Source organism: Sphingomonas sp., from assembly GCF_041661825.1.
In the GTDB taxonomy this organism is placed as follows: Bacteria; Pseudomonadota; Alphaproteobacteria; order Sphingomonadales; family Sphingomonadaceae; genus Sphingomonas.
In genome coordinates, this window is the sequence record NZ_JBAZTU010000003.1 from 1,025,450 (window position 1) to 1,051,682 (window position 26,233).

The 26,233-nt window shown below is 66.1% G+C and carries 24 protein-coding genes; 14 read left to right on the plus strand and 10 right to left on the minus strand.

What is annotated here, in order from left to right; all coding sequences use genetic code 11:
- Nucleotides 1–244: 244 nt before the first annotated feature.
- The 3 genes from WC729_RS17800 to WC729_RS17810 are packed head-to-tail and all read right to left on the minus strand — an operon-like array spanning nucleotide 245 to nucleotide 2,521.
- Nucleotides 245–418, minus strand: coding sequence for a YegP family protein (locus WC729_RS17800; RefSeq protein ID WP_372855165.1), 174 nt, complete (start codon nucleotides 416–418; stop codon nucleotides 245–247).
- A 47-nt stretch (nucleotides 419–465) separates the two neighbouring features.
- Entirely contained in the window at nucleotides 466–1,560 is a 1,095-nt protein-coding gene (locus WC729_RS17805) for an NAD(P)/FAD-dependent oxidoreductase (RefSeq protein WP_372855167.1), read from the minus strand.
- A gap of 19 nt (nucleotides 1,561–1,579) precedes the next feature.
- The gene (locus WC729_RS17810; protein ID WP_372855169.1) at nucleotides 1,580–2,521 is read right to left on the minus strand and encodes an alpha/beta fold hydrolase; all 942 of its coding nucleotides are present in this window, start codon (nucleotides 2,519–2,521) and stop codon (nucleotides 1,580–1,582) included.
- 60 nt (nucleotides 2,522–2,581) lie between these two features.
- Between WC729_RS17810 and WC729_RS17815 the strand changes: the two genes are divergently transcribed.
- The 8 genes from WC729_RS17815 to WC729_RS17850 all read left to right on the plus strand — a co-directional run bounded on the left by WC729_RS17815 (nucleotide 2,582) and on the right by WC729_RS17850 (nucleotide 11,024).
- Nucleotides 2,582–3,043 carry a prepilin peptidase gene (locus WC729_RS17815; protein ID WP_372855171.1) on the plus strand — a complete coding sequence of 154 codons (462 nt, stop codon included), beginning with the start codon at nucleotides 2,582–2,584 and terminating at the stop codon, nucleotides 3,041–3,043.
- A gap of 49 nt (nucleotides 3,044–3,092) precedes the next feature.
- Nucleotides 3,093–4,121 (plus strand): Flp pilus assembly protein CpaB, encoded by a 1,029-nt coding sequence (gene cpaB / locus WC729_RS17820; protein ID WP_372855173.1) that lies wholly within the window; start codon nucleotides 3,093–3,095, stop codon nucleotides 4,119–4,121.
- A gap of 1 nt (nucleotide 4,122) precedes the next feature.
- Nucleotides 4,123–5,799, plus strand: a complete 1,677-nt coding sequence (locus WC729_RS17825) for a type II and III secretion system protein family protein (protein ID WP_372855175.1) — start codon at nucleotides 4,123–4,125, stop codon at nucleotides 5,797–5,799.
- Nucleotides 5,800–5,821: 22 nt separating this feature from the next.
- Complete coding sequence (locus tag WC729_RS17830) at nucleotides 5,822–6,451, plus strand: CpaD family pilus assembly protein (RefSeq protein ID WP_372855177.1); 630 nt, start codon at nucleotides 5,822–5,824, stop codon at nucleotides 6,449–6,451.
- 1 nt (nucleotide 6,452) lies between these two features.
- Complete coding sequence (locus WC729_RS17835) at nucleotides 6,453–7,745, plus strand: pilus assembly protein CpaE (protein ID WP_372855179.1); 1,293 nt, start codon at nucleotides 6,453–6,455, stop codon at nucleotides 7,743–7,745.
- A gap of 102 nt (nucleotides 7,746–7,847) precedes the next feature.
- Nucleotides 7,848–8,822 (plus strand): type II secretion system F family protein, encoded by a 975-nt coding sequence (locus WC729_RS17840; protein WP_372855181.1) that lies wholly within the window; start codon nucleotides 7,848–7,850, stop codon nucleotides 8,820–8,822.
- Between the two features lie 22 nt (nucleotides 8,823–8,844).
- Complete coding sequence (locus tag WC729_RS17845; protein WP_372855183.1) at nucleotides 8,845–9,840, plus strand: type II secretion system F family protein; 996 nt, start codon at nucleotides 8,845–8,847, stop codon at nucleotides 9,838–9,840.
- A gap of 98 nt (nucleotides 9,841–9,938) precedes the next feature.
- Entirely contained in the window at nucleotides 9,939–11,024 is a 1,086-nt protein-coding gene (locus tag WC729_RS17850) for a hypothetical protein (protein WP_372855185.1), read from the plus strand.
- 337 nt (nucleotides 11,025–11,361) lie between these two features.
- Here the strand turns inward: WC729_RS17850 and WC729_RS17855 are convergent, their stop codons facing one another.
- The 6 genes from WC729_RS17855 to WC729_RS17880 all read right to left on the minus strand — a co-directional run bounded on the left by WC729_RS17855 (nucleotide 11,362) and on the right by WC729_RS17880 (nucleotide 19,170).
- On the minus strand, nucleotides 11,362–11,886 hold the full coding sequence (locus tag WC729_RS17855; RefSeq protein ID WP_372855187.1) for a DUF1254 domain-containing protein: 525 nt from the start codon (nucleotides 11,884–11,886) through the stop codon (nucleotides 11,362–11,364).
- The gene (locus WC729_RS17860; protein WP_372855189.1) at nucleotides 11,883–12,458 is read right to left on the minus strand and encodes a DUF1214 domain-containing protein; all 576 of its coding nucleotides are present in this window, start codon (nucleotides 12,456–12,458) and stop codon (nucleotides 11,883–11,885) included. Before WC729_RS17860 ends, WC729_RS17855 begins: the two co-directional genes overlap by 4 nt.
- Before the next feature lie 104 nt (nucleotides 12,459–12,562).
- Nucleotides 12,563–12,793: a hypothetical protein gene (locus WC729_RS17865; RefSeq protein ID WP_372855191.1), complete on the minus strand. Its 231-nt coding sequence runs from the start codon at nucleotides 12,791–12,793 to the stop codon at nucleotides 12,563–12,565.
- A gap of 256 nt (nucleotides 12,794–13,049) precedes the next feature.
- Nucleotides 13,050–15,716, minus strand: coding sequence for a pyruvate, phosphate dikinase (gene ppdK / locus WC729_RS17870; RefSeq protein WP_372855193.1), 2,667 nt, complete (start codon nucleotides 15,714–15,716; stop codon nucleotides 13,050–13,052).
- A 78-nt stretch (nucleotides 15,717–15,794) separates the two neighbouring features.
- The gene (glyS, locus tag WC729_RS17875) at nucleotides 15,795–18,170 is read right to left on the minus strand and encodes a glycine--tRNA ligase subunit beta (RefSeq protein WP_372855195.1); all 2,376 of its coding nucleotides are present in this window, start codon (nucleotides 18,168–18,170) and stop codon (nucleotides 15,795–15,797) included.
- Nucleotides 18,171–18,330: 160 nt separating this feature from the next.
- The gene (locus tag WC729_RS17880; RefSeq protein ID WP_372855501.1) at nucleotides 18,331–19,170 is read right to left on the minus strand and encodes a glycine--tRNA ligase subunit alpha; all 840 of its coding nucleotides are present in this window, start codon (nucleotides 19,168–19,170) and stop codon (nucleotides 18,331–18,333) included.
- A gap of 259 nt (nucleotides 19,171–19,429) precedes the next feature.
- Here WC729_RS17880 and WC729_RS17885 point away from each other — a divergent pair, with 259 nt between their 5' ends.
- The 6 genes from WC729_RS17885 (at nucleotide 19,430) to ychF (ending at nucleotide 24,845) form a co-directional block, all read left to right on the plus strand.
- Nucleotides 19,430–20,461, plus strand: coding sequence for a TraB/GumN family protein (locus WC729_RS17885; protein WP_372855197.1), 1,032 nt, complete (start codon nucleotides 19,430–19,432; stop codon nucleotides 20,459–20,461).
- 52 nt (nucleotides 20,462–20,513) lie between these two features.
- Nucleotides 20,514–21,449, plus strand: a complete 936-nt coding sequence (locus WC729_RS17890; protein ID WP_372855199.1) for a TraB/GumN family protein — start codon at nucleotides 20,514–20,516, stop codon at nucleotides 21,447–21,449.
- 233 nt (nucleotides 21,450–21,682) lie between these two features.
- Nucleotides 21,683–22,387 (plus strand): 50S ribosomal protein L25/general stress protein Ctc, encoded by a 705-nt coding sequence (locus tag WC729_RS17895; protein ID WP_372855201.1) that lies wholly within the window; start codon nucleotides 21,683–21,685, stop codon nucleotides 22,385–22,387.
- Between the two features lie 93 nt (nucleotides 22,388–22,480).
- Nucleotides 22,481–23,056 (plus strand): aminoacyl-tRNA hydrolase, encoded by a 576-nt coding sequence (pth, locus tag WC729_RS17900; RefSeq protein WP_372855203.1) that lies wholly within the window; start codon nucleotides 22,481–22,483, stop codon nucleotides 23,054–23,056.
- Nucleotides 23,053–23,655, plus strand: coding sequence for a TIGR02466 family protein (locus tag WC729_RS17905; protein WP_372855205.1), 603 nt, complete (start codon nucleotides 23,053–23,055; stop codon nucleotides 23,653–23,655). Before pth ends, WC729_RS17905 begins: the two co-directional genes overlap by 4 nt.
- A gap of 89 nt (nucleotides 23,656–23,744) precedes the next feature.
- A complete protein-coding gene (gene ychF / locus WC729_RS17910) occupies nucleotides 23,745–24,845 on the plus strand; it encodes a redox-regulated ATPase YchF (RefSeq protein WP_372855207.1) in 1,101 nt (366 codons plus the stop codon).
- On the opposite strand, the gene WC729_RS17915 is transcribed toward ychF, so the two are convergent.
- A complete protein-coding gene (locus WC729_RS17915) occupies nucleotides 24,842–26,167 on the minus strand; it encodes an MFS transporter (protein WP_372855209.1) in 1,326 nt (441 codons plus the stop codon). The genes ychF and WC729_RS17915 overlap by 4 nt on opposite strands.
- Nucleotides 26,168–26,233 lie beyond the last annotated feature (66 nt).

Consider the following 26,233-nt stretch of genomic DNA (forward strand, 5'->3'; position numbering starts at 1 on the left):
GCGCCAATTCCCTGTTCAGCCCACACCAATTCCCTGTTCCGCGTTCGTTTTTCCCTGTTCCTTGCCGTTGAATTCCCTGTTCCGCAGGAACAGGGAAATGCCACTCAACATCTTGATTCCACACCAGAATTCCGGCAAAAATCCGACCAAATCAGGCGCAAAAATAAAAAAATTCCCTGTTCCGCCCTCGGAACAGGGAATTTCCGTCGTCAGATTCTCGATTCAAATCGCCTCGGGGCGGGGCTTATCCTTCCTCGACCGGCGCGCCGGGCCCATTCTTCAGCACCGACTCGATCGCGTTCTTGGCACCGGCCTTGTTCGCATAGCCTTCGGTCCAGAAAATGATCTCGTTGTTGTACTTGAACTTGGCGACGTACTCGCCGGCCTTGTTCTGCTCGATCACGAATTTATGCGCCATGTCGTTCCTCCACCTTGGGCTGATTCAGGGTAGCTTTGCCCGGACCGTTACGCCAGCGTTCGAAATCGCCCTGGCGCATATGCCGCCGGATCGATCGCAGCGACGACGGGATCGGGACTCTTGCCCAGCAGCAACGCCGCCGCGAGCGCAGCGCCGGCAGGGGCGGTCTGGATGCCGAAACCGCCCTGCCCTGCGCACCAGAAGAAGCCGGTGAGTTGGGGATCGAAGCCATAGACCGGCAGCCTGTCGGGGGCGAAGCTCCTCAGACCGGCCCAGCGCCGCTCGACCGCCGTCACACGCCAGTCGACGACGTGCTCGAACCGGTCGATCGCGATCGCCACGTCGAGTTCCTCGGGCTGGACGTCGCAGGGGTCGACCGGGGCCTCATCGTGCGGGCTCAGCCAGAGGCGCCCGCCAACCTCCGGCTTGAAATAGAATTTGCCCGAAATGTCCGAAACGAGGGGCAGCCCCTCGGGCACGACGGGGTCGGTCCGCAGCTGGGTCATGGTGCGGCGATAGGGCTGGATTCCGATCGGCCCGGCACCCGCGATGCGCGCCACGTCGTCGGCCCATGCGCCGGCGGCATTGACGAGGATGGCCGCAGCGAAGTCCCCGGCGGCAGTGGTCACGCGCCACTGCCCGCCTTCGCGCCTGGCGGCACGAAGCGGCGCGTTCAGGATCATTTCGCCCCCCGCCCGGCGTGCGCGGGCGATGCAATCGGCATGGAGCGCAGCCACGTCGATATAGGCGCTGCTCGCCTCCATCACACCGAGCGTCCAGTCGTCGCGCAGGCCGGGAACGACCAACGCCGGATCGACCCGTCCGAGCACAACGTCCGTGCCCTCGAATTCGGCAAGGAAGGCATCGATCGCGGCGGCGTCCGCCGTCCGCCCGATATGGAGCGACCCCAGAGGCGCCAGGAAACCACCCGCCTCAAGTGCCGGACCGGACGCACTGGTCAGCGGCTGGACGCCTGGGCCGCCATAGGTTTCCGACCAGAAGGCCGCCGACCGGCCAGTCGCGTGATAGCCGGGCGCGTCCTCGCCCTCGATCAGCAGGACCGACGCATGGGGCGCCAGCGCCGCCGCGAGGCTCGCCCCGGCGATTCCGGCCCCGACGATCGCGATATCGTACCGCTTCAAGATCGCGCCTCCGCGGGGCTCAGCGTTGCGCGCGCGAGGCGAGGAAGATGTCGATCTCGCCGATCGCGCGGTTGCGCACGCCGTCCGCCTCGCGCAGCACCTCGTGCGCGGATTCCTGCCCGAACCGCACCACGCGCACATCGGGCAGTTTGCCGGCGACCTGCAGCGCCGCCTTGGGGCTCACCAGCTTGTCCGCCTCCGCGACGAGCATCAGCACCGGGACCGTCATCGTCTTCAGCCGCGGATCCTCGCGCAGGCGCCGGGTCGATTCGAACGCCTTCATCACCCATTTCCAGCTCGGCGGGCCGAGCAGCAATTCGGGCTTGGTCGATTGCCAGTAGAGCTCGTCCTCGTAGCGGGCGGGATCATGAGTCAACAGGGCCTGGCGCGTGGCGGTGGTCGCCGGGCGCTCATTGACCTTCCACGCCGGGCGCGCCGAATTGCCGACGCCGCCGAGGAACCTGGCAAGCCGCTCGCCCATCCGCGCGCCGAGCGGGCTGTGCAAGCCGAGCATCGGTGCGATCAGCACCGCCGCGGTCGGGCGCGCGACACCTTCGGTCAGGGCGCGAAGTATCAGGTGTCCGCCCATCGAATGGCCCATCGCGACCTGCGGCCCCGCCGCTTCCGCCGACCATTCCGCCCAGAAAGCGGCGAAATCGTCGATGAAAGTGCCGAAGGTCTCGACATGGCCGACATGCTGGTCGGGTGAGAGGCGCCCCGATCCGCCCTGCCCCCGCCAGTCGAACGCCGTGATCGACCAGCCCTGGCTATGCCAGTGCGCGAACGCCTCGAGATATTTCTCGAAGATATCGCCGCGGCCGCCCTGGAACAGGATGCTGCCGCGCGGATGACCTTCCGCCGGCCAGTCGAAACGGCGCAGCGGCCAGCCATCGGGCGCGATCCAGGACGAGATCCGGGCGGTGGCCGGAATCGCGCGGCGATAGAGCTGCGGGGAAACCATGGACGCTGGTTACTTTTTAGAAAGCCATGTCGTCTAGGGATATTGCTGATGGTCGGGGGAATGCCAAACGCTTTACTGCTCGGCGCGCTTGCGCTGCTCCTTGTTTCGGCAGGGATCCAGGACGCGCGCACCCGCGAGATCGCCAATTGGAAGAACATCGCGATCGTGGCGCTCGCGCCCTTGTGGTGGTGGGCGAACGGCTGGGCGCTCTGGCCCGACATCGCGATCCAGGTCGGCGTGGCGTCGATCGTCTTCGCCTTTTTCCTCGGCGCCTTTTTCATGAACTGGATGGGCGGCGGCGACACCAAGATGATCGGTGCGCTCGCTTTGTGGTTCCCGTTCGACGCACTCGCCTGGATGCTGATCGTCATGTCGCTGCTCGGCGGCGCGCTCACGCTGCTGCTCATGATCGAGCGCGCGATACGCAAAAAACCGGAGCAACCGGAGATTCCCTACGGCGTGGCGATCGCGATCGCAGCGCTTCTTACACTTCGCGAACCGATTCTTAACCAGTTCCTGTGAATGCTTAACGCGGGTTCAATCGTCCCGCGCCCGAAAGGCCTGAAACGTCATGGATAGTCGCAAGATCATTCTTCTGGTGGGCGCGTTGATCGTCGCAGCGATCACCGCATTCATGGCGCGCAGCCTGCTCATCGGCGGCGCCGCCCCGCAAGCCGGTGCCGCGACCTCGGTCGCCGTACCCGTCGATGGCCCCGAGGTGCTCGTCGCCACGCGTGCGCTGCCGGTCGGTACGATCCTGGATGCCACCGCGCTGAAGTTCCAGCCCTGGCCCAAGGAACTGGTCGACAACGCCTATTTCATCAAGAAGGATACCGACCTGAAGTCGCTTCAGGGCACGGTCGTCCGCAATGCGATCACCGCTGGCCAGCCGGTCACGCAGGGCGCGCTCGTGAAGCCCGGCGATCGCGGCTTCCTGGCGGCGGCGCTCGGCCCGGGCATGCGCGCCGTGACGTTCCCCGTTTCGGCACAGACCGGCGTCGCCGGCTTTGTCTTCCCGGGCGACCGGATCGATCTGGTCCTGACCCAGACGGTGCCGGGCGGCGGCGACGGCCCGCCGCTCAAGGTCGCCGAGACGGTCATGCGCAACCTGCGCGTGCTGGCGACCGACCAACGCACCGACAATCAGGTGGGCGAGGACGGCAAGACCGTCGTGCGCACCTTCTCCAACGTGACGATCGAGGCGACGCCGAAGATCGCGGAGAAAATCGCGGTCGCCCAGACGCTCGGCTCGCTCTCGCTGTCGCTGCGCTCGATCGCCGACAACAATAGCGAGCTCGAGGAAGCCATCGCCAACGGCGACGTCAAGGTGCCCGAGGGCAACGATCCCAAGGCCGAAAAGGCGATGCTGCTGCAGGTCGCGAGCCAGCCCCAGGCGGGCAGCTCGACGATCGCCACGGGCGCCGACGTGTCGCGTTTCCAGCGCAGCACGGTGCCCGGCAAGCCGCCTTCGTCCGTACCAGGCATGCCCGGCGCACCGGGTGCCGGAGGATATCCGGGGGCCGCGGCGCCGGTCGGGCCGGTGGTGCACGTCGCGCGAGGAAATTCGGTGACCGATGTTTCGGTCGGGGGGAAGAAGTAGGATGCGCATCAGGAACCTCTTGCACCGCTCGGTTGCGGTGACGGCAGCGGCGGCCATGGTCGCCAGCCTGCCCGCGACCGCGATCGCCGGTGCCGCCAAGGCTCGCCCGGCCAAGCCGCGCTCGATCGCCGGGCGCCCCGCCCGGATCGGCACGCCCCCGGTCGGCACGCAACGGCCGACCCGCGAGGTGCTGCTGTCGATCGGCCAGGGTGAGCTGATCACCCTGCCGGCGGACGTTGCCGATGTCTGGGTATCCAATGCGACCGTGGCCGACGTCTATGTCAGCAACCCGCGCCAGATCCATCTGTTCGGCAAGGAATTCGGCGAAGCAACGCTGTTCGCGACCAGTTCGTCGGGCGGCGTGATCTATTCGGCGAACGTCCGGGTCAGCCAGAACATCACGTCCATCGATCGCATGCTGAAGCTCGCGATGCCGGATGCCGACATCCGTGTGACCACGACCGGCCAGATCGCCGTGCTGACCGGGACCGTCGGATCACCGGACGACAGCGCCCAGGCCGAACGGCTGGTGACGGCATTGCTCAACCCCGGAATCGACGCCTCGGCGCCGGGCGCCGCGTTGAAGATCGGCGTGTTCAACCGCCTTCGCACCGCGACGCCGCTGCAGGTCAATCTGCAGGTGCGCTTCGCCGAGGTCAGCCGCAGCTTCATCAAGAATGTCGGCGTCAACCTGAAGTCGCTCGATACGACCGGCGGCTTCCTGTTCGGCATCGGCTCTGGCCGCGACGCCGGCACGATCACGCCCCCGGTACCGCCCACGGCGACGACGCCGGGCACGGGCACGTCCTTCACCTTCCTGAACGGTTCGGCACGCACGACCCTGGGTCTGGCCGGCAAGTTGTTCGGCCTCGATCTGCTGAGCGCGATCGATCTCGGCGAAACGATCGGCCAGGTGTCGACGCTCGCCAACCCGAACCTCACCGCCCTGTCGGGCGAAACCGGTACCTTCCTGGCCGGCGGCGAAGTGCCGATCCCGGTGTCGCAGGGCCTCGGCTCGGTCACGGTCGAATATAAGCAGTACGGCGTTAGCCTGGCCTATACGCCCACCGTGCTGGCCGACGGGCGGATCTCGCTCCGCGTGCGGCCGGAAGTGTCGCAGCTCGATTATTCGAATGCCGTGGCGATCGGCAGCTCGCGCGTGCCGGGCCTGACCACCCGCCGCGCGGAGACGACGGTCGAGCTGGGCTCGGGCCAGAGCTTCATGATCGGCGGCCTGCTGCAGAACAGCCACAACAATTCGTTCGAGAAGACCCCCGGCGCGGGCGACGTGCCGATCCTCGGCGCGCTGTTCCGTTCGAACGCCTTCCAGCGCAACGAGACGGAACTGGTGATCATCATCACGCCGTATCTGGTGAAGCCAGTCAACGCGAACGAGATCGTCCTGCCGACCGACGGCTACAAGGCGCCGACCGACCTCGACCGGGTCCTGCTGGGCCAACTCGGCGGCGGCATCAATGGCGGCGATCGGCCCAAGCCGAGCATGGCCCCGCCCGTCGGCGCCGGCCCCTCCTTTGGCGCCGCAGCCCCGATTCCCGTCCTGCCCGCGCCTGCTCCGCAGCAGCGCCGCGAGGATCAGGTCACCAAGAACGCACCGCCTGAAGCCAAGTCGAAGTCGAAAAAGGGTGCGAGCGCCGCACCCGGTTTCAGCTTCAATTGACGCCGTCTCGAGGGATAAACCCATGATCAAGCGTACGATCCTCCTCGCAACCGCCCTCGCCCCGGCCCTGTTCCTGGGCGCGTGCAGCGGCACGCAGAACCGCGGCCTCGAATCTGTGCACCAGCCGGTGGTCAGCCGGACCGACTATGTGTTCGACGTCAACACCAGCGGCAACACGCTTGCCCCGGGCGAATCGCAGCGCCTGGCCGGCTGGATGGCGTCGCTCCGCCTCGGCTATGGTGACCGGGTCGCGATCGACGATCCCAATCCCTATGGCGGCGGCATTCGCGACGAGGTCTCGACCGAGATCGCGCACTACGGCCTGCTCCTGTCGGACGACACGCCCGTGACGGGTGCGGCCATTGCGCCCGGCACGGCACGGATCGTCGTCAGCCGGATGAAGGCGACGGTGCCCGGATGTCCCGACTATAGCCGCAGCGCGCAGCCCGAGTTCGAGAGCAACACCTCGTCAAACCAGGGGTGCGCGATCAATTCCAACCTGGCGGCGATGGTCGCCAATCCGGCAGATCTCGTGCGCGGCCAGCCCGGTGCCGACACCACCGACACCGCGGTCTCGACCCGCGCCATCGGAACCTATCGCAAGGCCACGCCGACCGGCGCAGGCGGCCTGAAAGACGCGGGGAGCAAATAACATGAACGCCCCCTTCAGCAGCTCCGGCCGGGTCGGCCATCGCGAACCCTTCGTCGCCTTTGTCTGCGACGAGACTACCGCCGAGATCGTCCGCCCCGTCGCGGTCGAAATGGGCTGGGTGCCCGAGAAGGTGAACAAGGGCGGGCTGCGCAACGCAGTCCAGTCCCTGTCGGTCTCGGCCAGCCCGCAGATCCTGTTCGTCGACCTTTCCGAATCCGGCGATCCGCTCAACGACATCAATGCGCTCGCGGAGGTCTGCGAGCCCGGCACGGTCGTGATCGCGGCCGGCCAGGTCAATGATGTGCGCCTGTACCGCGATCTCGTCGTCAGCGGCATCCAGGACTATCTGCTCAAGCCGCTGAGCCCCGACATGCTGCGCGAGGCATTCACTCACGCGCAGACCATCCTCAACGCGCCCAAGCTGATCGATGTCGGCGCCGAGCGTCCGCATTGCTCCACCGCCTTCATCGGCGCGCGGGGCGGCGTCGGCGCCTCGACGCTCGCGACCTCGGTCGCCTGGATCCTCAGCGAGAAGGGCGGACGGACCACCGCGCTGCTCGATCTCGACGTGCATTTCGGCACCGGCGCGCTTGCGCTCGACCTCGAGCCGGGCCGCGGCCTGACGGACGCGATCGAGAACCCCAGCCGCATCGACGGGCTGTTCATCGAACGCGCCATGGTCAAGGCCAGCGAGACGCTGTCGGTGCTCTCCGCCGAGGCCCCGATCAACTCGCCGGTCCTGACCGACGGCGCCGCCTTCTACCAGTTGCAGGAGGAGATGCGCGCCGCGTTCGAGTGCACCATCGTCGACCTGCCGCGCAACATGCTGGTCCAGCATCCGCACCTCATCACCGATGTGCAGGTCGCCGTGGTGGTGACCGAGCTGACCCTGGCCGCTGCGCGCGATTCGATCCGGATCCTGTCCTGGCTCAAGTCCAACGCGCCGCAGACCCAGGTCTTCGTCGTCGCCAACAAGATGCACCTGAACGGCCAGCTCGAGATCAGCCGCAAGGATTTCGAGGGCTCGATCGAGCGCAAGATCGATTTCGTCGTCCCGTTCGACCAGAAGCTGGCCGCACAGGCAGCCAAGCTGGGCAAGCCGGTCGCCGAGGCCGGCAAGGGCTCGAAGACGACTCAGCCGATGGTCGAGCTGGCGACCAGGCTGATGGGCGTCGGCGATGCCGCCGACAGCGACGATAGCCGAAAGAAGAAGGTGGGCGACAAGGGCGGATCGCTGATGGGCAAGTTCGCCGATCTCAAGTCGATGATGCCGAAGCGTTCGGCAAAGAAGTGACCCGGTCCATGCGGCCCCGTGGTTTTGCCGGCGGGAGCCGGCGGGCAGAAAAATTCGCGGGCGTAAACCGTCCGTCAACGAAGCGGGGCGCTTGATACCGCGATGGAACTGATGCCGTTCATCATGCTGTTCGCAGGCGCCGCCACGGTGCTGGTGCTGATGGTGTTCGCCCTTTCGGGCCCGTCGCCGGAGCGCGCGCGCGAGCGCCGGCTGAGCGCAGTCCGCGCGCGGCACAGCGACTCGTCGAACGCACTGGTCGAAGCGCAGATGCGCCGCATTACCGCGAGCCGCGCGACCAGGATGGACGTGGCGGCGATGCGGTTCCTGCCCCGCCCCGCGTTGCTCAAGAAGCGGCTGGCGATGACGGGCAAGACCTGGACCGTGGGCCAGTACGGCATGGTCACCCTGGGCATCACCGTCGTGGTCGCCATATTGCTCTGGCTTCAGGGCATGCCGATCGCGTTGTCGCTGCTGCTCGGCATCATGCTGGGCGCCGGCATTCCGCATTTCGGGGTCGGCTTTTTCATCAAGCGCCGTATCGCCAAATTCACGTCGAAATTCCCCGACGCGATCGAGTTGCTGGTCCGCGGGCTTCGTTCGGGCCTGCCGATCACCGAGACGATCGGCGTGGTCGGCCAGGAGGTCGAGGGGCCGGTCGGCGTCGAGTTCCGCTCGATCACCGACAAGATGAAGATCGGCCGCACGATGGACGTCGCGCTGCAGGAGACTGCAGACCGGCTCGGCACGCCGGAATTCCAGTTCTTCGTCATCACCATCGCGATCCAGCGCGAGACCGGCGGCAACCTTGCCGAGACGCTCGCCAACCTGGCGAACGTGCTGCGCATGCGCGGCCAGATGAAGCTGAAGATCAAGGCGATGTCGTCCGAATCCAAGGCGTCGGCCTATATCATCGGCGCCCTGCCTTTCATCGTGTTCGGCATGATCTGGATGATCAACGGCAGCTATATGCAGGGCTTCTTCATCGACCAGCGGCTGATGGTCGCGGGCGGCGGGGGCATGATCTGGATGGCGATCGGCGCCGGGATCATGGCCAAGATGATCAACTTCGAAATTTGAACAGGGGCACGGCGTAACTTCAATGGGCGAGGCAGCAGGACCAACGATCCTCGGGGTCGATGTGATGTGGGTAGCGACGCTGCTCTCCGGCATCGCCGCGTTCGCGGTGCTGCTGGCGGTCTATGCCGCGACCACGGCGCGCGACCCCATGACCAAGCGTGTCAAGGCCTTGAACGACCGCCGCGAGCAGCTCAAAGCCGGCATCACCGCCTCCACCAAGCGCCGCGCGAAGCTCGTCACCAAGAACGAGACGACCGATCGGATCAAATCGATCCTGTCCGGCCTCAAGGTGCTGCAGGACAGCCAGGTCAAGGCAGCGCAGATCAAGCTGATGCAGGCCGGCATCCGGTCCAAGGAATATGCCGTCGCGGTCATCTTCGGCCGCCTCGTCCTGCCGATCGTGTTCGGCGGGTTGATGGTTTATGTTGTCTACGGCACCGACATGTTCGCCGAGTACAGCGCGATCAAGCGTTATGGCATCGTCGCGATGAGCTTCATCCTGAGCTACAAGGCGCCGGACATCTTCCTGAAGAACAAGATCGACAAGCGCTCCAACGCGATCCGCAAGGGTCTGCCCGATGCGCTCGATCTGCTCGTGATCTGTGCCGAAGCGGGACTGACCGTCGACGCCGCGTTCAACCGCGTCGCCCGCGAACTGGGCCGCGCCTATCCCGAACTGGGCGACGAGTTCACCCTGACCGCGATCGAGCTGGGCTTCCTGTCGGAGCGTCGCCAGGCGTTCGAGAACCTGGCGATGCGGGTGAAGCTCGATGCGCTGAAAGGCGTCGTCACCACCATGGTGCAGACCGAAAAATACGGCACGCCGCTGGCGTCGGCGCTGCGCGTGCTCTCCGCCGAGTTCCGCAACGAGCGTATGATGCGCGCCGAAGAAAAGGCCGCGCGCCTTCCGGCGATCATGACCGTGCCGCTGATCCTGTTCATCCTGCCGGTGCTGTTCATCGTCATTCTCGGCCCGGCGGCCTGCTCGATCTCCGACGCTTTCAAGGGCGGGATCTAACTCCAGCCGACGCTCCCCAGGTCCGAATCGGATGCTTGCTACGACGCGCCGTTGACGGCAGGATCGTTAACGAATCCTATACCGGATAAGGGCGCGTCATGCTGTTCAGCACTCCCTCGCATTTCCTCGTCCTGGGGCTGCTCGCCTTCGGCTTCTGGCTGGTCGGCTTCGCGACTCATCCGGGCGGCCGCAAATGGCGGGAAATGTACGAACAGGAAGCCGACGACTTCTCCTCCTACCGCACCGATTCCGACGACAAGGTCCGCGCCGCGACGCGCCGGGTCACCGAACTGGAGCGCGAAACCGCCGGCTTCGAACGCGAGCGGGCCGAATCCGCTGCCGCGATCGCCGACCTCGAGGCGAGTCTGGAGCGGGAACGGACGGAGTCCGCTGCTGCGATCGCCGATCTCGAGGATCGGCTCCACGCCGCCAGGACGCCTGCCCCACCGCCCGTCGCGCCTGCGGCCCCTGCCCCGTTCACGCCGACCTTCGTCGCGCCAGAGCCAGTGGTTGCACCCGTTGCCGCGGCGCCTTTCTACACCACACCAGTAAGCGGACCTGCGCCTGTCGAGGCAGCTGAGCCGACCCCGGCCGAGACCATCGACGCGCCTGAGGCACCGGTCGCCGAGGCAATCGAGCATCCGGTGGACGAACCGGTGGCCGCGGAACCGCCACTCGCCGACGCAAGCGAGCCGGAATCGGTCGAAGCGGAAGCACTGGTGGCGGAAACGCCCGAACCCGAGCCGATCGAAGAGACCGTAGCAGAAACGCCTGCGGAAGTGGTGGACGAACGGCCCTCCGAAACCCGCGCGATCGAGCCGCCCGCCGCGGAAATCGCCGCCGCCGCCCCGCTGCCGATCGGCGCTCCTACGCCGACACCCGCCTTCGCGCCGGCCGTGCCCGACGAGAGCAAGAAGGCCTGGTTCGGTGCTGCCGGTTATAACGACCTGACTCAGATCCGCGGGATCGACGGTGTGCTGAGCACGCGCCTGTTCGGATTGGGCGTGACCCGCTTCGCCGATCTCGAAAAACTGTCCGCGGTGGACGAAATGGCGCTGGAGCAGCGGCTGAACGTGCCGGTCGGATTCATCGCGCGAGAGCAATGGCGCGAGCAGGCAGCGTTGTTGCGGGCGGGCAATTTTGCCGAGCACAGCAACCGGTTCGGGGCGCCGATCCACGTTTGAGGCGGGTGGGTTTCCAACAGCGACTCGGGTTTTCGGCTGTTCGGCGTCCCACATTTTTTCTTTCCGCTGTTATGTTGGAGAATCGCGGAAGATTTCAGGCGCTTTTTCAAAGCCTTGCTGTACGTTTTCCCTGTTAATCGATAACAGCGGAAAAACAGGCGAAAACAGCGGTAAAATGCGCGTTCGTTTCCGCTGATACGCGGCTGATCAGCGCCCTTTCATGATGCAACGATGAGAATGAGCGGGGCGTGAATCGAAAGGATTCTCGCCGCGCCAAGCTTTCACGATCGGCCACCATGTTGAATCGATCTCCCCCGCAAGAGGCCTCAGGACGGTGCTATCCCGCCGCCCGACAGGTGGTCGCACGACGTTCCTGATCGATCGCCGGGAAGCGGGCGCGGTCGTCGATCAGGATGCGGATCAGGGCGATGCCGCGCGTGCCGTCGACATGGACGGCCTCATAGCCGGCCGGCGCGCTCTGGCCCGATGCCAGGACGGCGACGCGGAACGGCTTGTACGCCGCCTTGATGCCGTTGCGGACCAGCGCGACGTCCGTGTGGGTGTCGAAGATCGACAGCGACCAATATGGCGACGGGACCGGCACCGCGTCGATCAGCAGCGGCCCGTTCGACAGATCGAACGGGCAGGAGGAATAAGCGAGGTCGGGACTCGGCCGGACGATCGCTCGCGAGGAAGCGGTAGCGAGCGGCGCATGCGTGAAGCGGTTGGGGCCGCCGACCTTCGACACACGGTCGAGCGCGAGGCGCATCAGCATGTCGGGCGTCATCGCCAGCACCAGATGCCAGGCGACCGTGCCGAGCAGCGTCGCGACGATCAGCGGACCGAGCCAGCGGCGGATCATGTGCACGCTTCCCGCACGATGCCGGGTAGTTGCGCCTGAGTGAAATTGCCCTTGCCGCCGTCATCGGGGAGATAGGCGCGCAGGGTCAGTTCGAACCGGTCGATCCCGCCGGTCGGGAGCCAATGGCCAATCTGTTTTTCGGGCGAGGCGATGACGGTCCAGTGCGCCTGTTCGGACGAGGGCAGCCCCGCGCTGCCGACCGAATAGATGCCGGGCTGGTTGGGGACGAGATAGCCGGCACGGTCGTATAGCGTCAGGCTCCACCAGCGACCGGGGAGGCCGCCACCATTGATGGCATAGGTGCAGCGGCCTTCGAGCGGGCGGCCGGCGTCATCCACAGCTGCGGTGTAATAGCGGGCTTCGGTGGCGGGGAGCGCGAGCAGGCCGCGCAAGGCAACGACCGCGCGGGTGTGGGCGCTGGCGTGTGCGGTGCCGAAGTCGCGGCCGGTGGTCCAGGGGCCGATCCTGTCGGACGAACCGAGCGCGCCGGCGCGGACGCTCCATACGGCGGCGCCTGCGCCGAGGAGGGTGCCGGCGATGGCGCCGATCACATAGCGTGCCCAGGGTTTCATGCCCCTCCCCATTTATGCCAAGCTTCGAGGCGCCCGTTAGATAAGGTTATGCGACGAACGGAGCAGGACGCCAAGCCGGCTCCGATTTCTAGCGGCCGCGCCGATCAGATGGTGTGTAGGCACGCAGCCTGCGCACCAGCGACGGCAAGGTTGGCGATTACGACAACAAACCAGAATCCGCCGAATATCCTGGCCCAGCGATAGGCGCTTGGTGAAAGTCGTTCAGGCTCACCATAGGTCAACAGATAGCCCACCCACCTGGGGCGGAAGAAGAGAGCGCCAAACATCAGCAAAGATATCGCGTAGAATGCGATCTCATGTGGAACGATCGTCACTCCTGGAGCCCCCACCATATTCCACCCAACTCAGCCACGTCACCTCGTAGCATCAACGAGGCATCGGTCGATATGCGGTGACAGTCAGCCGGCTTTGCTTCCCTTGCTTCCAGGGACGGGCCGCGGGTGCCCGCACGCTCAAAAGTCTCGTCACACCAAGTCTCGAAGCGTCGATCGGGGCATCGAGCCCCGCTCGCCGCTGCCCCACCCCTTGCCCCTCCCCTGAAGGGGAGGGGTTTATTTTGGGGGGCGGTTCCTAGGACCGCGTCGCCAATGCCGCCTGTGCCGCGGCAAGCCGGGCGATCGGCACGCGGTACGGGGACGCGCTCACATAATCGAGGCCGATCTTCTCGCAGAAGGCGATGCTCGCCGGATCGCCGCCGTGCTCGCCGCAGATGCCGAGCTTGATGTCGGGGCGAGTCGCCCTGCCCCGGTCCGCGGCCATCTGGATCAACTCGCCGACACCCTCGATGTCGAGGCTGACGAACGGGTCCTTCGGATAGATGCCGCGCTCGACATAGGTTGTCAGGAAGCGCGCGGCGTCGTCGCGGCTGACCCCCAACGTCGTCTGAGTAAGGTCGTTTGTGCCGAAGGAGAAGAACGCGCCGACCTCAGCGATCTCGCCGGCCTTGAGGCAAGCTCGCGGCAATTCGATCATGGTTCCAACGAGATACTCGATGGTCCTGCCCTTGTCAGCGAACACCGCGGCCGCTGCCTTTTCGACCACTGCCTTCATCAGCTCCAGCTCGCGGCGCGTCCCGACCAGCGGAATCATCACCTCGGGGATCGGCGCGGCACCCGATTTCTCCGCGACCTCGATCGCCGCCTCGAAGATGGCGCGGGCCTGCATCTCGTAGATCTCGGGATAGGTCACGCCGAGCCGGCAGCCGCGATGGCCGAGCATCGGGTTGAACTCGTGCAGCTCGGCCGCGCGGCGTTTCAGCACCTCGACCGCGACGCCGGCGGCGCTGGCGACCTCGGCGAACTCGGCTTCCTCATGCGGCAGGAATTCGTGCAGCGGCGGATCGAGCAGACGGATGGTGACGGGTAGGCCCGCCATCACCTCGAAGAGCTGGACGAAATCGCCGCGCTGCTCGGGCAGCAACCGGTCGAGCGCGACGCGGCGGCCCTTCTCGTCCTCGGCCAGGATCATCTGGCGCACCGCGGTGATGCGGGCGGCGTCGAAGAACATGTGCTCGGTACGGCACAGACCGATGCCTTCGGCGCCGAATTCGCGCGCGACCTTCGCGTCGAGCGGCGTCTCGGCATTGGCGCGGACCTTCAGGCGGCGCACGCCGTCGGCCCAGACCATCAAGGTACCGAAATCGCCGGCCAGCTCGGGCTGCACGGTCGGCACGGCGCCCATCATCACTTCGCCGGTCGAGCCATCGATCGTGACGATGTCGCCTTCCTTCACCTCGCGCCCGCCGACGCGCATCACGCCTGCCTTGGCGTCGATCGCGATCGTGCCGGCACCGGAGACGCAGGGACGCCCCATGCCGCGCGCGACCACTGCCGCATGGCTGGTCATGCCGCCGCGCGCCGTCAGGATGCCGCGCGCCGCGTGCATGCCGTGGATGTCCTCGGGCGAGGTCTCGACGCGGATCAGGATGACGCTGTCGCCGGCGTTGGAGCGCTTCTCAGCCGTGTCGCTGTCGAACACCGCCGCGCCCGAAGCCGCACCGGGGCTCGCGGGCAGGCCCTTGGCGATCACGTCGCGCACGGCGGCGGGATCGAGCGTCGGGTGGAGCAGCTGGTCGAGCGCCGCGGGATCGACCCGGGCGACTGCTTCCTCGCGCGTGATCAGGCCTTCCTCGGCCATGTCGACCGCGATCTTCAGCGCGGCCTTGGCGGTGCGCTTGCCCGACCGGGTCTGGAGCATCCAGAGCTTGCCCTGCTGCACCGTGAACTCGATGTCCTGCATGTCGCGGTAGTGCGTCTCGAGCAGGTCGAACACCTTGGCGAGTTCGGTGAAGGTCTCGGGCATCGCCTCTTCCATCGAAGCGGGCTTGGCGCCGGCGGTCTCGCGCGCGGCCCTGGTCAGATATTGCGGGGTGCGGATGCCGGCGACGACGTCCTCGCCCTGCGCATTGATCAGGAACTCGCCATAATAGGCGCGGTCGCCCTTGGCCGGATCGCGCGTGAAAGCGACGCCGGTGGCGCTGGTCTCGCCCATATTGCCGAACACCATCGCCTGGACGTTGACTGCGGTGCCCCAGGCGGCGGGAATGTCGTTGAGGCGGCGATAGACCTTGGCCCGCTCCGACTGCCACGATCCGAACACCGCGCCGACCGCGCCCCAGAGCTGATCGTGCACGTCCTGCGGAAAGGGCTTGTGCCACTGCGCCTCGACCAGCGCCTTATACTCGACGACGAGTGCCTGGAGATCCTCGGCGGTCATGTCGGTGTCGAGGAAATAGCCCTTGTCTTCCTTCGCGATTTCAAGCGCTTCCTCGAAGCTGTGATGATCCAGTTCGAGCACGACGTCGGAATACATCTGGATGAAGCGGCGATAGCTGTCCCAGGCGAACCGCGCATCGCCGGAGGTCTCGGCAAGGCCCTGCACCGTCTCGTCGTTGAGACCGAGATTGAGCACGGTATCCATCATGCCCGGCATCGACGCGCGGGCGCCGGAGCGGACCGAGACGAGCAACGGATCGGCCGCATCGCCGAATTTCTTGCCCGTCACGCCCTCGATATGGCCGATGCCGGTGGCGACTTCAGCGCGCAGCCCTTCGGGGAACTGCCCGCCCTCGTCATAATAGACCGCGCAGAAATCGGTCGAGATGGTGAAGCCCGGGGGCACCGGCAGGCCGATCGAGGCCATTTCCGCCAGGTTCGCGCCCTTGCCGCCGAGCAGATTCCGGTCGCCCTTGCCGCCATCGGAAACACCCCCGCCGAAGCGGTAAACGTACTGCGTCATTGCTCAGTCCTCTGTGTGCCTGGTTTTTCGCTGGGGAGGCGAGGCAATCTGGTGCGGTCGGGGCGAAGATGCGTGTCGTCAGCCCTCGATTTTGGAGAAGTCGGCGACAGAATGGACCGCATCGCGGACCCGGGCGAGAAGCGCGAGGCGCGCTTCGCGTTTGGCGGGGTCGGGGTCGTTGACGGTCACGTCGTCGAAGAACCGGTCGATCGGTGCGCGGAGCGAGGCTAGCGCGGCCATGGCGGCTTCGAAATCCTCGGCTTCGACCGCGGTTGCGGCGCGCGGCGCTGCGCTGTCGAGCGCGGCGATGAGGGCCGCTTCGGCTGGTTCGGGCGCGTACCCCAACAACCCCTCTCCCAGCGGGAGAGGGAGGGGCCCGCTCGGCGCAGCCGAGTGGGAGGGTGAGGGCGACGATGACAAAGACGCGTCACCCTCACCCCGCGGCGCATCCGCGCCTGGCCCCTCTCCCGCTGGGAGAGGGGTGTACCCTTCCTTCTTCAGGATATTGGACGCGCGCTTGTAGCCGGCGAGGAGATTGGTGCCGTCCTCGGTGGTGACGAACGCCTGGAGCGCGTGCACGCGGGCGAGCAGGCGGACGAGATCGTCCTCGCCAAACGAGGTCACCGCATCAATCAGGTCATGACGAACGCCGGCTTCGCGCTGCTGAATCTTGAGCCGCTCAATGATGAACTGCGTCAACTGGGTGTCGATTTGGTCGTCCCAATAATCGCTCTTCGACAGCGTAGTGTCGAAATAGGTCAAGCGGGCGCGGCTCGCCATCAGATCATATTCGGCCCTGATCCCGTTCATCAGGATGAGACGCAGGACCCCAAGCGCCGCACGACGCAGCGCGTAGGGGTCCCTCGATCCGGTAGGCGGCTCCCCGATGGTGAAAAAGCCAGCCATATTGTCGAGCTTGTCCGCCAGCGATACCGCCACGGTCACGGGTGCGGTGGGCACATCATCACCCTGCCCGACCGGTTTGTAATGATCGCGCACCGCGTCGGCGACTTCAGCCGGCTCTCCCTGGGCGCGGGCATAATAGCCACCCATCACGCCCTGAAGCTCGGGGAACTCGCCGACCATGCCGGTGACCAGATCAGCCTTGGCCAGACGCGCAGCGCGTTCGGCCATGTCGGCGAGCGCAGCAACCTCATCCCCCTCCCGCTTGCGGGAGGGGTTAGGGGAGGGCGTGTCCGAAGCAGCGCCGTCCGTGGTGACAGGCCCTCCCCCGACCCCTCCCGCAAGCGGGAGGGGGGAAGAAGTGACGATTCCTTCTTCGACCAGCCAACGCGCGAGTTTGGCCACCCGCTCGACCTTGTCGGCGAGCGTCCCCAGCTTCTCATGGAACACGATCTTCTCAAGCTTCTTGGCCTGCTCGTCGAGCGGCACCTTGAGGTCCGTTTCGTAGAAGAATTTCGCATCCGACAGCCGCGCCGCGAGCACCTTGCGATTGCCCTCGACGATCTTCGCGCCGCCATCGACCGCATCGATATTGGCGGTGCAGATGAAGGCGTTCGCGAGCGTTCCACCCAGCGGCAAGCCCCCTCCACCATGCTGCGTATGGTCCCCCTCCCCGTTCCGGGGAGGAATTCGGCAGACGAAGTACTTCTGGTTCACCCGCGCCGTGAGCTGGATCACCTCGGGCGGAACGCTCAGGAACGCGGGATCGAACCGGCCTAGCAGCGGCACCGGCCATTCGGTCAGTCCGGCATTCTCGGCGACCAGCCCTTCGTCCTCGATCAGCTCGAGCCCGGCCTCAGCCGCCAGCGCCTGCGCGCCCTCGCGGATGATCGTGCGGCGTTCGTCCTGGTCGACCAGGACGTGGCAGGCGCGCAGCTTGTCGGCATAGTCGCCGGCATTGCCGATGGTGATCACGCCCGGATGGTGGAAACGATGCCCGACCGTCGCCGCGCCGCTGGCGATGCCGGCGATCTCGAACGACACGACATCATCGCCGAGCAACGCAACGATGCCCTGCAGTGGACGGACCCAGCGCAAGCTCTCGGTCGAGCTGGAGGCATCGCCCCAGCGCATCGACTTGGGCCAGGGAAAGGCGCGGATGATCGCCGGGATCGCTTCGGCCAGCACATCCGCGGTGGCGCGGCCGGGCTTTTGGGTGACGGCGAACAGGACCTTGTTGCCCTTGCCGTCGTCGCGCTCTTCGAGCTGGTCGCGGGTCAGGCCGGTCGAGCGGAGGAATCCCTCCAGCGCCTGGGCGGGCGCGTCGGCGCGGGGGCCTTTGCGTTCCTCGGTGGTCGCCTCGGTTTCAATGGGCAGCTCTCGCGCGATCAGCGTCAGGCGGCGCGGCGTCGCGAAGGTGACGATCGCGTCGGCGCGGAGGCCCGCCTTGTCGAGCTCGGCGGCGAACAGGCGGGCGAGATCGTCGCGCGCCTTGTCCTGCATGCGCGCGGGGATTTCTTCCGAGCGGAGTTCGAGGAGGAAGTCGGTCACATTCCCTCTCCCAGCGGGAGAGGGAGGGAGCAGCGAAGCTGCGGGAGGGTGAGGGTGATGAGGCAGATGCGGTCGCCCTCACCCTTCCCATCGCTGACGCGATGGGCCCCTTCCCTCTCCCGCTGGGAGAGGGAGTCGAGGGCGAATGCCATCACGCCCATCACGCCGCCCACCCGTTCTTGTCCATCCACGCCTGGCAGCTGCCCTTCGCCAGATCGCGCACCCGGCCGATATAGGCCTGGCGTTCCGCCACCGAGATCACGCCGCGCGCCTGGAGCAGGTTGAACACATGGCTCGCCTTGATCGCCTGCTCATAGGCGGGGATCGGCAGTTTCGCTTCCAGGCAATTCTCGCACTCGGCGGTCGCCTTGCGGAACAGGTCGAACAGGCGATCGGTATCGGCGACCTCGAAATTCCAGGCCGACATCTCTTTCTCGTTCTCGAGGAACACGTCGCCGTACGTCACGCCGTGATCGTTGAACGCGAGATCGAACATCGAATCCTTGTTCTGCAGGTACATGGCGAGGCGTTCGAGCCCATAGGTCAGCTCGCCGGCGACCGGCTTGCAGTCGAAGCCGCCCATCTGCTGGAAATAGGTGAACTGAGTCACTTCCATGCCGTCGCACCAGACTTCCCAGCCCAGCCCCCAGGCGCCGAGCGTCGGGCTTTCCCAGTCGTCCTCGACGAAACGGATGTCGTGGCGGGTGAAATCGATGCCGATCGCGGCGAGCGATCCGAGGTAGAGTTCCTGCAGATCGGCCGGGCTCGGCTTCAAAATCACCTGATATTGATAATAATGCTGTCCCCTATTGGGATTCTCGCCGTAGCGGCCATCGGTCGGGCGGCGGCAGGGCTGGACGAAGGCCGCGTTCCACGGATCGGGGCCGAGCGCGCGCAAGGTCGTCGCCGGGTGGAAGGTGCCGGCCCCCATCTCCATGTCATAGGGCTGCAGGATCAGGCAGCCGCGTTCGCTCCAGTATTCGTGGAGCTTGAGGATCATGCGCTGGAAGCTCAGCGGCTCAGTCACGGTGCGGGAAAACCCTTCGCAGATGCGGCAAGAAGATGCGCGCCGCTTTGGCGCATGCCCCGAAAAGGGTCAACCGCCACCGATTGACAGCCGTCACGGTTTGAGGCGTGTTAACCATATGAGACGGAGGGCGCGCTCGCCGGGAGACGGCCTGGGGGCACGACGCATCATCGCGGGCCTCGTCGGACTCCTGACTCTGGCAAGCGCCCTACCTGTCGAGGCGCAGCGGCGCGTGAGCCGCCCCCTCATCGCCTATCCTCCGATCAGCGAGCCGGGCATGGTGATATGGCGCGGCCGCCGGTTCGGGCCGCCGCGCATCGCCTATCCTCGCCTTCCGGTGGACGACCGTGTCGCGCCGATGGACTATGCATTCGACAGCATGGATGAGGGCGATATCCCCTCCCCCGCGGAGATCCGCGCGGCGGAGGCGCGGATCGCGCTGATGCAGCTGTCGCAAAATTACCGGCCGCGCCCCGCGATCTGGCGGATCGGGGACCGTGACTCGACGATCTATCTGTTCGGCACGATCCATATCCTGCCGCCCGGCTTCCAGTGGCGCAGCCCCACGCTCGACCGCGTGGTGCGCGAGGCGGGGTCGCTGATCGTCGAATCGGTGGAAGAGAAACGGGCCGATCCGGCGGCGAGCCCACCCGCCCGGGCGCTGCCGCCGCTCAGGACCCGGGTCTCGCCCGATCACCGTGCCGCGCTGAAGCGCTTCACTGACGGGCTGGCGCCCGAAGCGGCGGCCGCGCTCGACGGCATGCCCACCTGGATCGCCGCGGTGGCGATTGGCTATGTCCGCGATTTCCGCGCGGGCGAGATACCCGGGCCGGGCGCCGACGACTGGCTGACCGGGCAGTTCCATGCCGCGGGCAAGCCGGTGGTGCCGATCGAGGATGGCAGCCGCGTCTATGCGACGGTCAACGCGATCCCCGAGGCGGAGCAGCGCCGCATGCTCGACCTGGCGCTCGACGCGCCGCAGCGCAGCCGGGCCGAGCTGCGCGCGCCGATCCATGCCTGGGCCAAGGGCGAGATCGGGCCTGAATCGGCACTGACGGTGGATATGGTCGGATCGAGCGGCACCGAGGCGCTGGCCGGGCCGCTGCTCACCAGCCGCAACCGCGCCTGGGCCGACAGCCTGGTACAGCGCCTGCGCCTGCCGGGGACCGCGCTGTTCGCGGCGGGCGCCGGGCATTTTGTCGGGCCGGGATCGGTGATCGACCTGCTCCGCCGGCGCGGAATCACGGTAAAGCGGGTGGAGTGACGCCCCGATTGCCGATAAGCACCGCGAAATTTCTTTCGGGATTCCCATCAAGATGAAGATGCTCGGCAAGCTGATCGCGCCGTTGACCCTGTTGTTCGCGGCACCGGCCTGCGCCCAGCCCGCCCCTGCCCCGACGCCTACGCCCACCCCCGTGGCCGATGCGGGAAAGCCGGCGGTGCGCGATGCCGATCCGGCACTCTGGGTGGTCAAGGACAAGGACACGACCATCTATCTGTTCGGCACCATCCATGTGCTGAAGCCGGGGCTGAGCTGGTTCGACGACGGGGTGAAGAAGGCGTTCGACGCCTCTGGCCAGGTCGTGCTCGAGCTGGTCATGCCCGATGCCGCGGCGATGCAGGCGCTGATCATGTCCAAGGGGCTGGCGCATGACGGCACCACGCTGACCCAGAAGATGCCCGAGGCGAAGCGCCCCGCGCTGACCAAGGCGCTGGGCGATCTCGGCCTGCCGGCGACGGCGTTCGATGCGATGGAGCCCTGGTATGCGGCGACCAACCTGTCGCTGCTGCCGCTGATGAAGAAGGGCTACGACGTCAGCAACGGTCCGGAACAGTCGATCACCAAGGCCGCCGCCGCGCAGGGCAAGCCGGTTATCGGGCTCGAGACGGCGGAGGAGCAGCTGAGCATCTTCGACGCGCTGTCGATGTCGGCGCAGGTCGCTTTCCTGTCGAGCACGATCGACGAGCTGCCCAAGCTCGATGCGACGATGAACACGATGGTCGACAGCTGGGCCAAGGGCGATCCCGACGCCTTGGGCAAGACGCTGAACGACGATCTCGATGCGTCGCCCGAGGTGAAGAAGGCGCTGCTGACCGATCGCAACAAGCGCTGGGCGTTCTGGATCAACAACCGGATGAAGCAGCCGGGGGTGGTGTTCATCGCGGTCGGTGCAGGGCATCTCGCGGGCAAGGACAGCGTAATGGAGCAGTTGAAGGGGTATCGGCTGAAGGCGAAGCGGGTGAAGTACTAAATCCTTCTCCCATCGGGAGAAGGTGGCGCGAAGCGCCGGATGAGGGTGATTTGGAACCACGGTCACCCTCACCCTTCCCATCGCTTCGCGACGGGCCCCTTCCCTCTCCCGCTGGGAGAGGGAGTGAGAGCTTGCCTCCAGCCCCCCTCTCCCCTATAGGCGCCCGCTTCCGGTCAGGGTCATCCCTGGAGGCCTGCCCGGAGATTTGATACCCAAGCATATCGGAGACTGTAATGAGCGATCAGCTTACGCTCGCAGCCGAGACGCGTGGACAGGTTGGCAAGGGAGCCTCCCGTTCGCTTCGTCGTGAAGGCCGCGTACCCGCCGTGATCTACGGCAACAAGCAAGACCCCGCCTCGATCCATGTCGAGGAAAAGGCGCTGATGCGCCTTCTCATGACGGGTCATTTCATGAATTCGGTGGTGATGGTGGAAGTCGACGGCAAGGCCGTTCGCACCCTCCCCAAGGACGTCTCGTTCGACGTCGTGTCCGATCGTCCGGTCCATGTCGACTTCCTGCGCATCTCCGAGCACGCGACCGTGCACGTGAACGTGCCGGTGGTGTTCACCGACGAGGAACTGTCCAAGGGCATCAAGCGCGGCGGCGTTCTCAACATCGTGCGCCATGAGCTCGAGCTGATCTGCGACGCGGCCGAGATCCCCGACGAGATCGCGATCTCGCTCAAGGGCACCGATGTGGGCGATTCGATCCACATCTCGAACGTGAAGCTGCCCAAGGGCACCAAGTCGGCGATCGACGACCGCGATTTCACCATCGCGACGCTGATCGCACCGTCGGCGCTCAAGTCCGAGACGCTCGAGCAGGTTGCCGAAGAGGCAGCTCTCGCCGAAGCGGCACATGACGAGCATGTCGCCGAAGTCGAAGCCGAGGAAGCTGCTGCGGAAGCCGCTCCCGAAGGCGAAGCCTCGGAAGGCTGAACGAACGATCCGCGCCGCTGGCGGCGTGGGACAGGATCGGGGGCAGCGGAAGCAACGGCTTCCCTGCCCCTTTTCTTTGCGTAAGAGGAATGCATGCAACTCTGGGTCGGCCTTGGTAATCCCGGCGCGCACTATGCGCTGCAGCGGCACAATGTCGGCTTCATGGTCGCCGACACGATCGCCGACTTGCACGATTTCGGCCCGGTGAAAAAGGCATTCCAGGGCTGGACCCAGGAAGGCCGGATCGGCCCCGAGAAGATCCTGCTGCTCAAGCCTGCCACCTTCATGAACGAAAGCGGCCGCTCGATCGGCGAGGCAATGCGCTTCTACAAGCTCGAGGTCGGCGACGTGACCGTGTTCCATGACGAGCTCGATCTCGCGCCGTTCAAGGTGAAGGTGAAGATCGGCGGCGGCACTGCAGGGCATAACGGCCTGCGCTCGACCGAGGCGCATATCGGCAATGAATTCCGTCGCGTGCGGATCGGGATCGGCCATCCGGGGCACAAGGACAAGGTCAGCCCTTATGTGCTGGGCAATTACGCCAAGGCCGAGATGGATCCGCTTTCGGACCTGCTCGGCGCGGTGGCGGCTGAGGCCAAATGGCTGGCCGAGGGCAATGATGCCCGATTCATGAGCGACGTCGCGCTGCGGCTGGGGGATTCCAAATGACGGTGCGCAACCTGTTCGCGACGCGGCTTTACGAGGGCGTGCTGGGTGATGCCGCTTTCGTGGCGGAGCTCGACCATTCGTGCCGCGTCCTGGCCGAGGACGATCGCGCCGGGCGGCACTGGTCCAAGGCGAACGGCTATCGCGGCTATACCAGCTACGCCTCGCTCAACGACCTGCCGCAGCGCGATCCGGTGTTCGGCGAGCTGGTGAAGCGGCTGAACAAGCATGTCGCGGCGTTTGCGGCCGCGTGCGCGTTCGATCTGGGCGGGAGCAAGCTGAAGCTCGACAGCTTCTGGGTGAACGTCATGAAGCCGGGCGGCACGCATTCGGGCCATATCCATCCGCATAGCGTGGTGTCGGGCACGGCGTATATCGCGGTGCCGCCGGGCGCCGGGCCGCTCAAGCTGGAGGACCCGCGCCTGCCGCTGATGATGGCCGCCCCGACCCGGCTCGACGATGCGCCGGAGGATTTGCGCAGCTTCGTCTATGTCGAGCCCGAGGCGGGCAGCGTGCTGCTGTGGGAGAGCTGGCTGCGCCACGAGGTGCCGGCGGGCACGGCGAAGGACGAACGGATCAGCATCAGCTTCAACTATCGCTGACTCTGGCTTTGGGGCTGCGAAACGCCTATCTGGCCGCGCAATCACGGCGACCTGAAAGACCGGTCGCGACATTCTGACAAGGAACGAAGATGGGTTTCCGTTGTGGTATCGTGGGCTTGCCCAATGTCGGCAAGTCGACGCTGTTCAATGCGCTGACGGAGACCGCCGCGGCGCAGGCGGCGAACTATCCGTTCTGCACGATCGAGCCGAATGTCGGCAATGTCGCGGTGCCGGACAAAAGGCTCGACCAACTCGCCGCGATCGCGGGTTCGGCCAAGATCATCGAGACTCAGCTCGGCTTCGTCGACATTGCCGGCCTGGTTCGGGGTGCGTCCAAGGGCGAGGGTCTCGGCAACCAGTTCCTCGGCAATATCCGCGAGGTCGACGCGATCGTCCATGTGCTGCGCTGCTTCGAGAATGGCGACGTGACTCATGTCGAGGGCAAGGTCGATCCGATCGCCGATGCCGAGACGGTCGAGACCGAGCTGATGCTGTCCGACCTGGAGAGCCTCGAAAAGCGCGTGCCCAATTTCGCGAAAAAGGCCGCGCAGGGCGACAAGGAAGCGAAGATCGCTGCCTCGGTGCTCGGCCAGGCGCTGGAGTTGCTGCGCGAGGGCAAGCCGGCGCGGCTGACCAGGCCGAAGGACGAGGAAGAGCAGCGCGTCTTCGCTCAGGCGCAGCTGCTGACGTCGAAGCCCGTCCTCTATGTCTGCAACGTCGATGAGGGCGATGCGGCGCACGGCAATGCGCTGTCGGCCAAGGTGTTCGAAAAGGCCAGGGCCGAGGGCGCCGAGGCCGTCGTCGTCTCCGCCGCGATCGAGGCCGAGATCGCGACCATGGCGCCGGACGAGCGCGGCGAGTTCCTGTCCGAGCTGGGGCTGGAAGAGACCGGCCTCGCCCGCGTGATCACCGCCGGGTACAAGCTGCTCCACCTGCTCACCTTCTTCACCGTCGGCCCGAAGGAAGCGCGCGCCTGGACCGTGCATGTCGGCGCCAAGGCCCCGCAGGCGGCGGGCGAAATCCACACCGATTTCGAACGCGGCTTCATCCGCGCCGAGACGATCGCATTCGACGATTATATCGCGTTCAAGGGCGAATCCGGCGCGCGCGATGCGGGCAAGCTGCGGTCCGAGGGGAAGGACTATGTCGTCCATGACGGCGACGTGCTGCTGTTCCGCTTTAACGTTTAACTGGTGCGGCCGGCCAGGTTCCGGTTCACCACCAGCGCCACCAGCGTTCCGAGCGCGCCTGACAGCAGGTACAGTCCCGCGGCGATCAGCCCGAGGCGGGTTGCCAGCAGCAGGGCGACCAGCGGCGCGAAGCCGGCACCGAACAGCCAGGCAAGATCGGACGTGAGCGCCGATCCGGTATAGCGCGACTGGAGCGAGAAGCTCGACGCCACCGCACCAGACGACTGGCCGAACGACAGGCCGAGCAGCGCGAAGCCGACGATCATGAATGCCGCAGCGCCCAGTTCCCCGGTCGCGAGAAGCTGCGGCGCGAAACCGCTATAGACTGCGATCGCCGCCGCCGAGACACCAAGGACCGAGCGCCGGCCGTAACGGTCGGCCAGCAACCCCGAGCTGACGATGGCGATCAGCCCGACCACCGCGCCGACGATCTCGACCAGCAGGAAGCGCGCCGCGGTCTCGTTGGTGAACAGCACCACCCAGGACAGCGGGAACACCGTGACCATGTGGAACAGCGCGAAGCTGGCGAGCGGGGCGAAGGCGCCGACCACGATCTTCCAGCCGTCCGAGCGGATCGTCGCGGTGATGCGCGATGGCTTCAATTCGTCGTTGCGGAACAGGGTTTCGTAGTCGGGCGCGACGACCATGCGCAGCCGGGCGAACAGCGCCACGACGTTGAGCGCGAAGGCCACGAAGAAGGGATAGCGCCAGCCCCAGTCGAGGAAATCCGCCGTCGACAGCGCATTGAGGAAATAGGCGAACAGGCCGCTGGCGACGATCAGCCCGAGCGGGGCGCCAAGCTGCGGGATCATGGCGAACCAGCCGCGCCGGTTCTCGGGCGCATTGATCGCGAGCAGCGAGGCGAGACCGTCCCACGCCCCGCCGAGCGCGACGCCCTGGCCGATGCGGAAGGCGCACAGGATGATCGCGGACAGGCTGCCGACCTGTGCATAGCCGGGCAGGAACGCCACAGCGACGGTCGACGATCCGAGCAGGAACAGCGCGATCGTCAGCTTCGCGCTGCGCCCGTAATTCCGGTCGATCGCCATGAAGATGGCCGAGCCGAACGGGCGCGCGACGAAGGCGAGCGCGAAGATCGCGAACGACCACAGGGTGCCGTTCAGCCGGTCGAGATAGGGAAACACGACCTGTGGGAACACCAGCACCGAGGCGATCGCATAGACGAAGAAGTCGAAGAATTCCGACGTCCGCCCGATGATCACGCCGATCGCGATCTCGCCGGGCTGCACCTTGGAGTGGCCCTTGGCGTGCAATGCCAGCGCATCGCGTTCCAGCGTGTTGGAGGGTATCTGATGGGCCATCCGGCAGCTCTGTTCCTTGATTCCCGCCGCGCGCGACCGGTATCGTTTCTCTGTCCTTCCCTTTAG

Excerpts from the sequence above, each read along its gene's own strand:
- WC729_RS17800 (WP_372855165.1), bottom strand. The coding sequence starts at position 418 with ATGGCGCATAAATTCGTGATCGAGCAGAACAAGGCCGGCGAGTACGTC.
- WC729_RS17810 (WP_372855169.1), bottom strand. The coding sequence starts at position 2,521 with ATGGTTTCCCCGCAGCTCTATCGCCGCGCGATTCCGGCCACCGCCCGG.
- WC729_RS17815 (WP_372855171.1), top strand. The coding sequence starts at position 2,582 with ATGCCAAACGCTTTACTGCTCGGCGCGCTTGCGCTGCTCCTTGTTTCG.
- cpaB (WP_372855173.1), top strand. The coding sequence starts at position 3,093 with ATGGATAGTCGCAAGATCATTCTTCTGGTGGGCGCGTTGATCGTCGCA.
- WC729_RS17825 (WP_372855175.1), top strand. The coding sequence starts at position 4,123 with ATGCGCATCAGGAACCTCTTGCACCGCTCGGTTGCGGTGACGGCAGCG.
- WC729_RS17830 (WP_372855177.1), top strand. The coding sequence starts at position 5,822 with ATGATCAAGCGTACGATCCTCCTCGCAACCGCCCTCGCCCCGGCCCTG.
- WC729_RS17835 (WP_372855179.1), top strand. The coding sequence starts at position 6,453 with ATGAACGCCCCCTTCAGCAGCTCCGGCCGGGTCGGCCATCGCGAACCC.
- WC729_RS17840 (WP_372855181.1), top strand. The coding sequence starts at position 7,848 with ATGGAACTGATGCCGTTCATCATGCTGTTCGCAGGCGCCGCCACGGTG.
- WC729_RS17845 (WP_372855183.1), top strand. The coding sequence starts at position 8,845 with ATGGGCGAGGCAGCAGGACCAACGATCCTCGGGGTCGATGTGATGTGG.
- WC729_RS17850 (WP_372855185.1), top strand. The coding sequence starts at position 9,939 with ATGCTGTTCAGCACTCCCTCGCATTTCCTCGTCCTGGGGCTGCTCGCC.
- WC729_RS17855 (WP_372855187.1), bottom strand. The coding sequence starts at position 11,886 with ATGATCCGCCGCTGGCTCGGTCCGCTGATCGTCGCGACGCTGCTCGGC.
- WC729_RS17860 (WP_372855189.1), bottom strand. The coding sequence starts at position 12,458 with ATGAAACCCTGGGCACGCTATGTGATCGGCGCCATCGCCGGCACCCTC.
- ppdK (WP_372855193.1), bottom strand. The coding sequence starts at position 15,716 with ATGACGCAGTACGTTTACCGCTTCGGCGGGGGTGTTTCCGATGGCGGC.
- WC729_RS17880 (WP_372855501.1), bottom strand. The coding sequence starts at position 19,170 with ATGATCCTCAAGCTCCACGAATACTGGAGCGAACGCGGCTGCCTGATC.
- WC729_RS17890 (WP_372855199.1), top strand. The coding sequence starts at position 20,514 with ATGAAGATGCTCGGCAAGCTGATCGCGCCGTTGACCCTGTTGTTCGCG.
- WC729_RS17895 (WP_372855201.1), top strand. The coding sequence starts at position 21,683 with ATGAGCGATCAGCTTACGCTCGCAGCCGAGACGCGTGGACAGGTTGGC.
- pth (WP_372855203.1), top strand. The coding sequence starts at position 22,481 with ATGCAACTCTGGGTCGGCCTTGGTAATCCCGGCGCGCACTATGCGCTG.
- WC729_RS17905 (WP_372855205.1), top strand. The coding sequence starts at position 23,053 with ATGACGGTGCGCAACCTGTTCGCGACGCGGCTTTACGAGGGCGTGCTG.
- ychF (WP_372855207.1), top strand. The coding sequence starts at position 23,745 with ATGGGTTTCCGTTGTGGTATCGTGGGCTTGCCCAATGTCGGCAAGTCG.
- WC729_RS17915 (WP_372855209.1), bottom strand. The coding sequence starts at position 26,167 with ATGGCCCATCAGATACCCTCCAACACGCTGGAACGCGATGCGCTGGCA.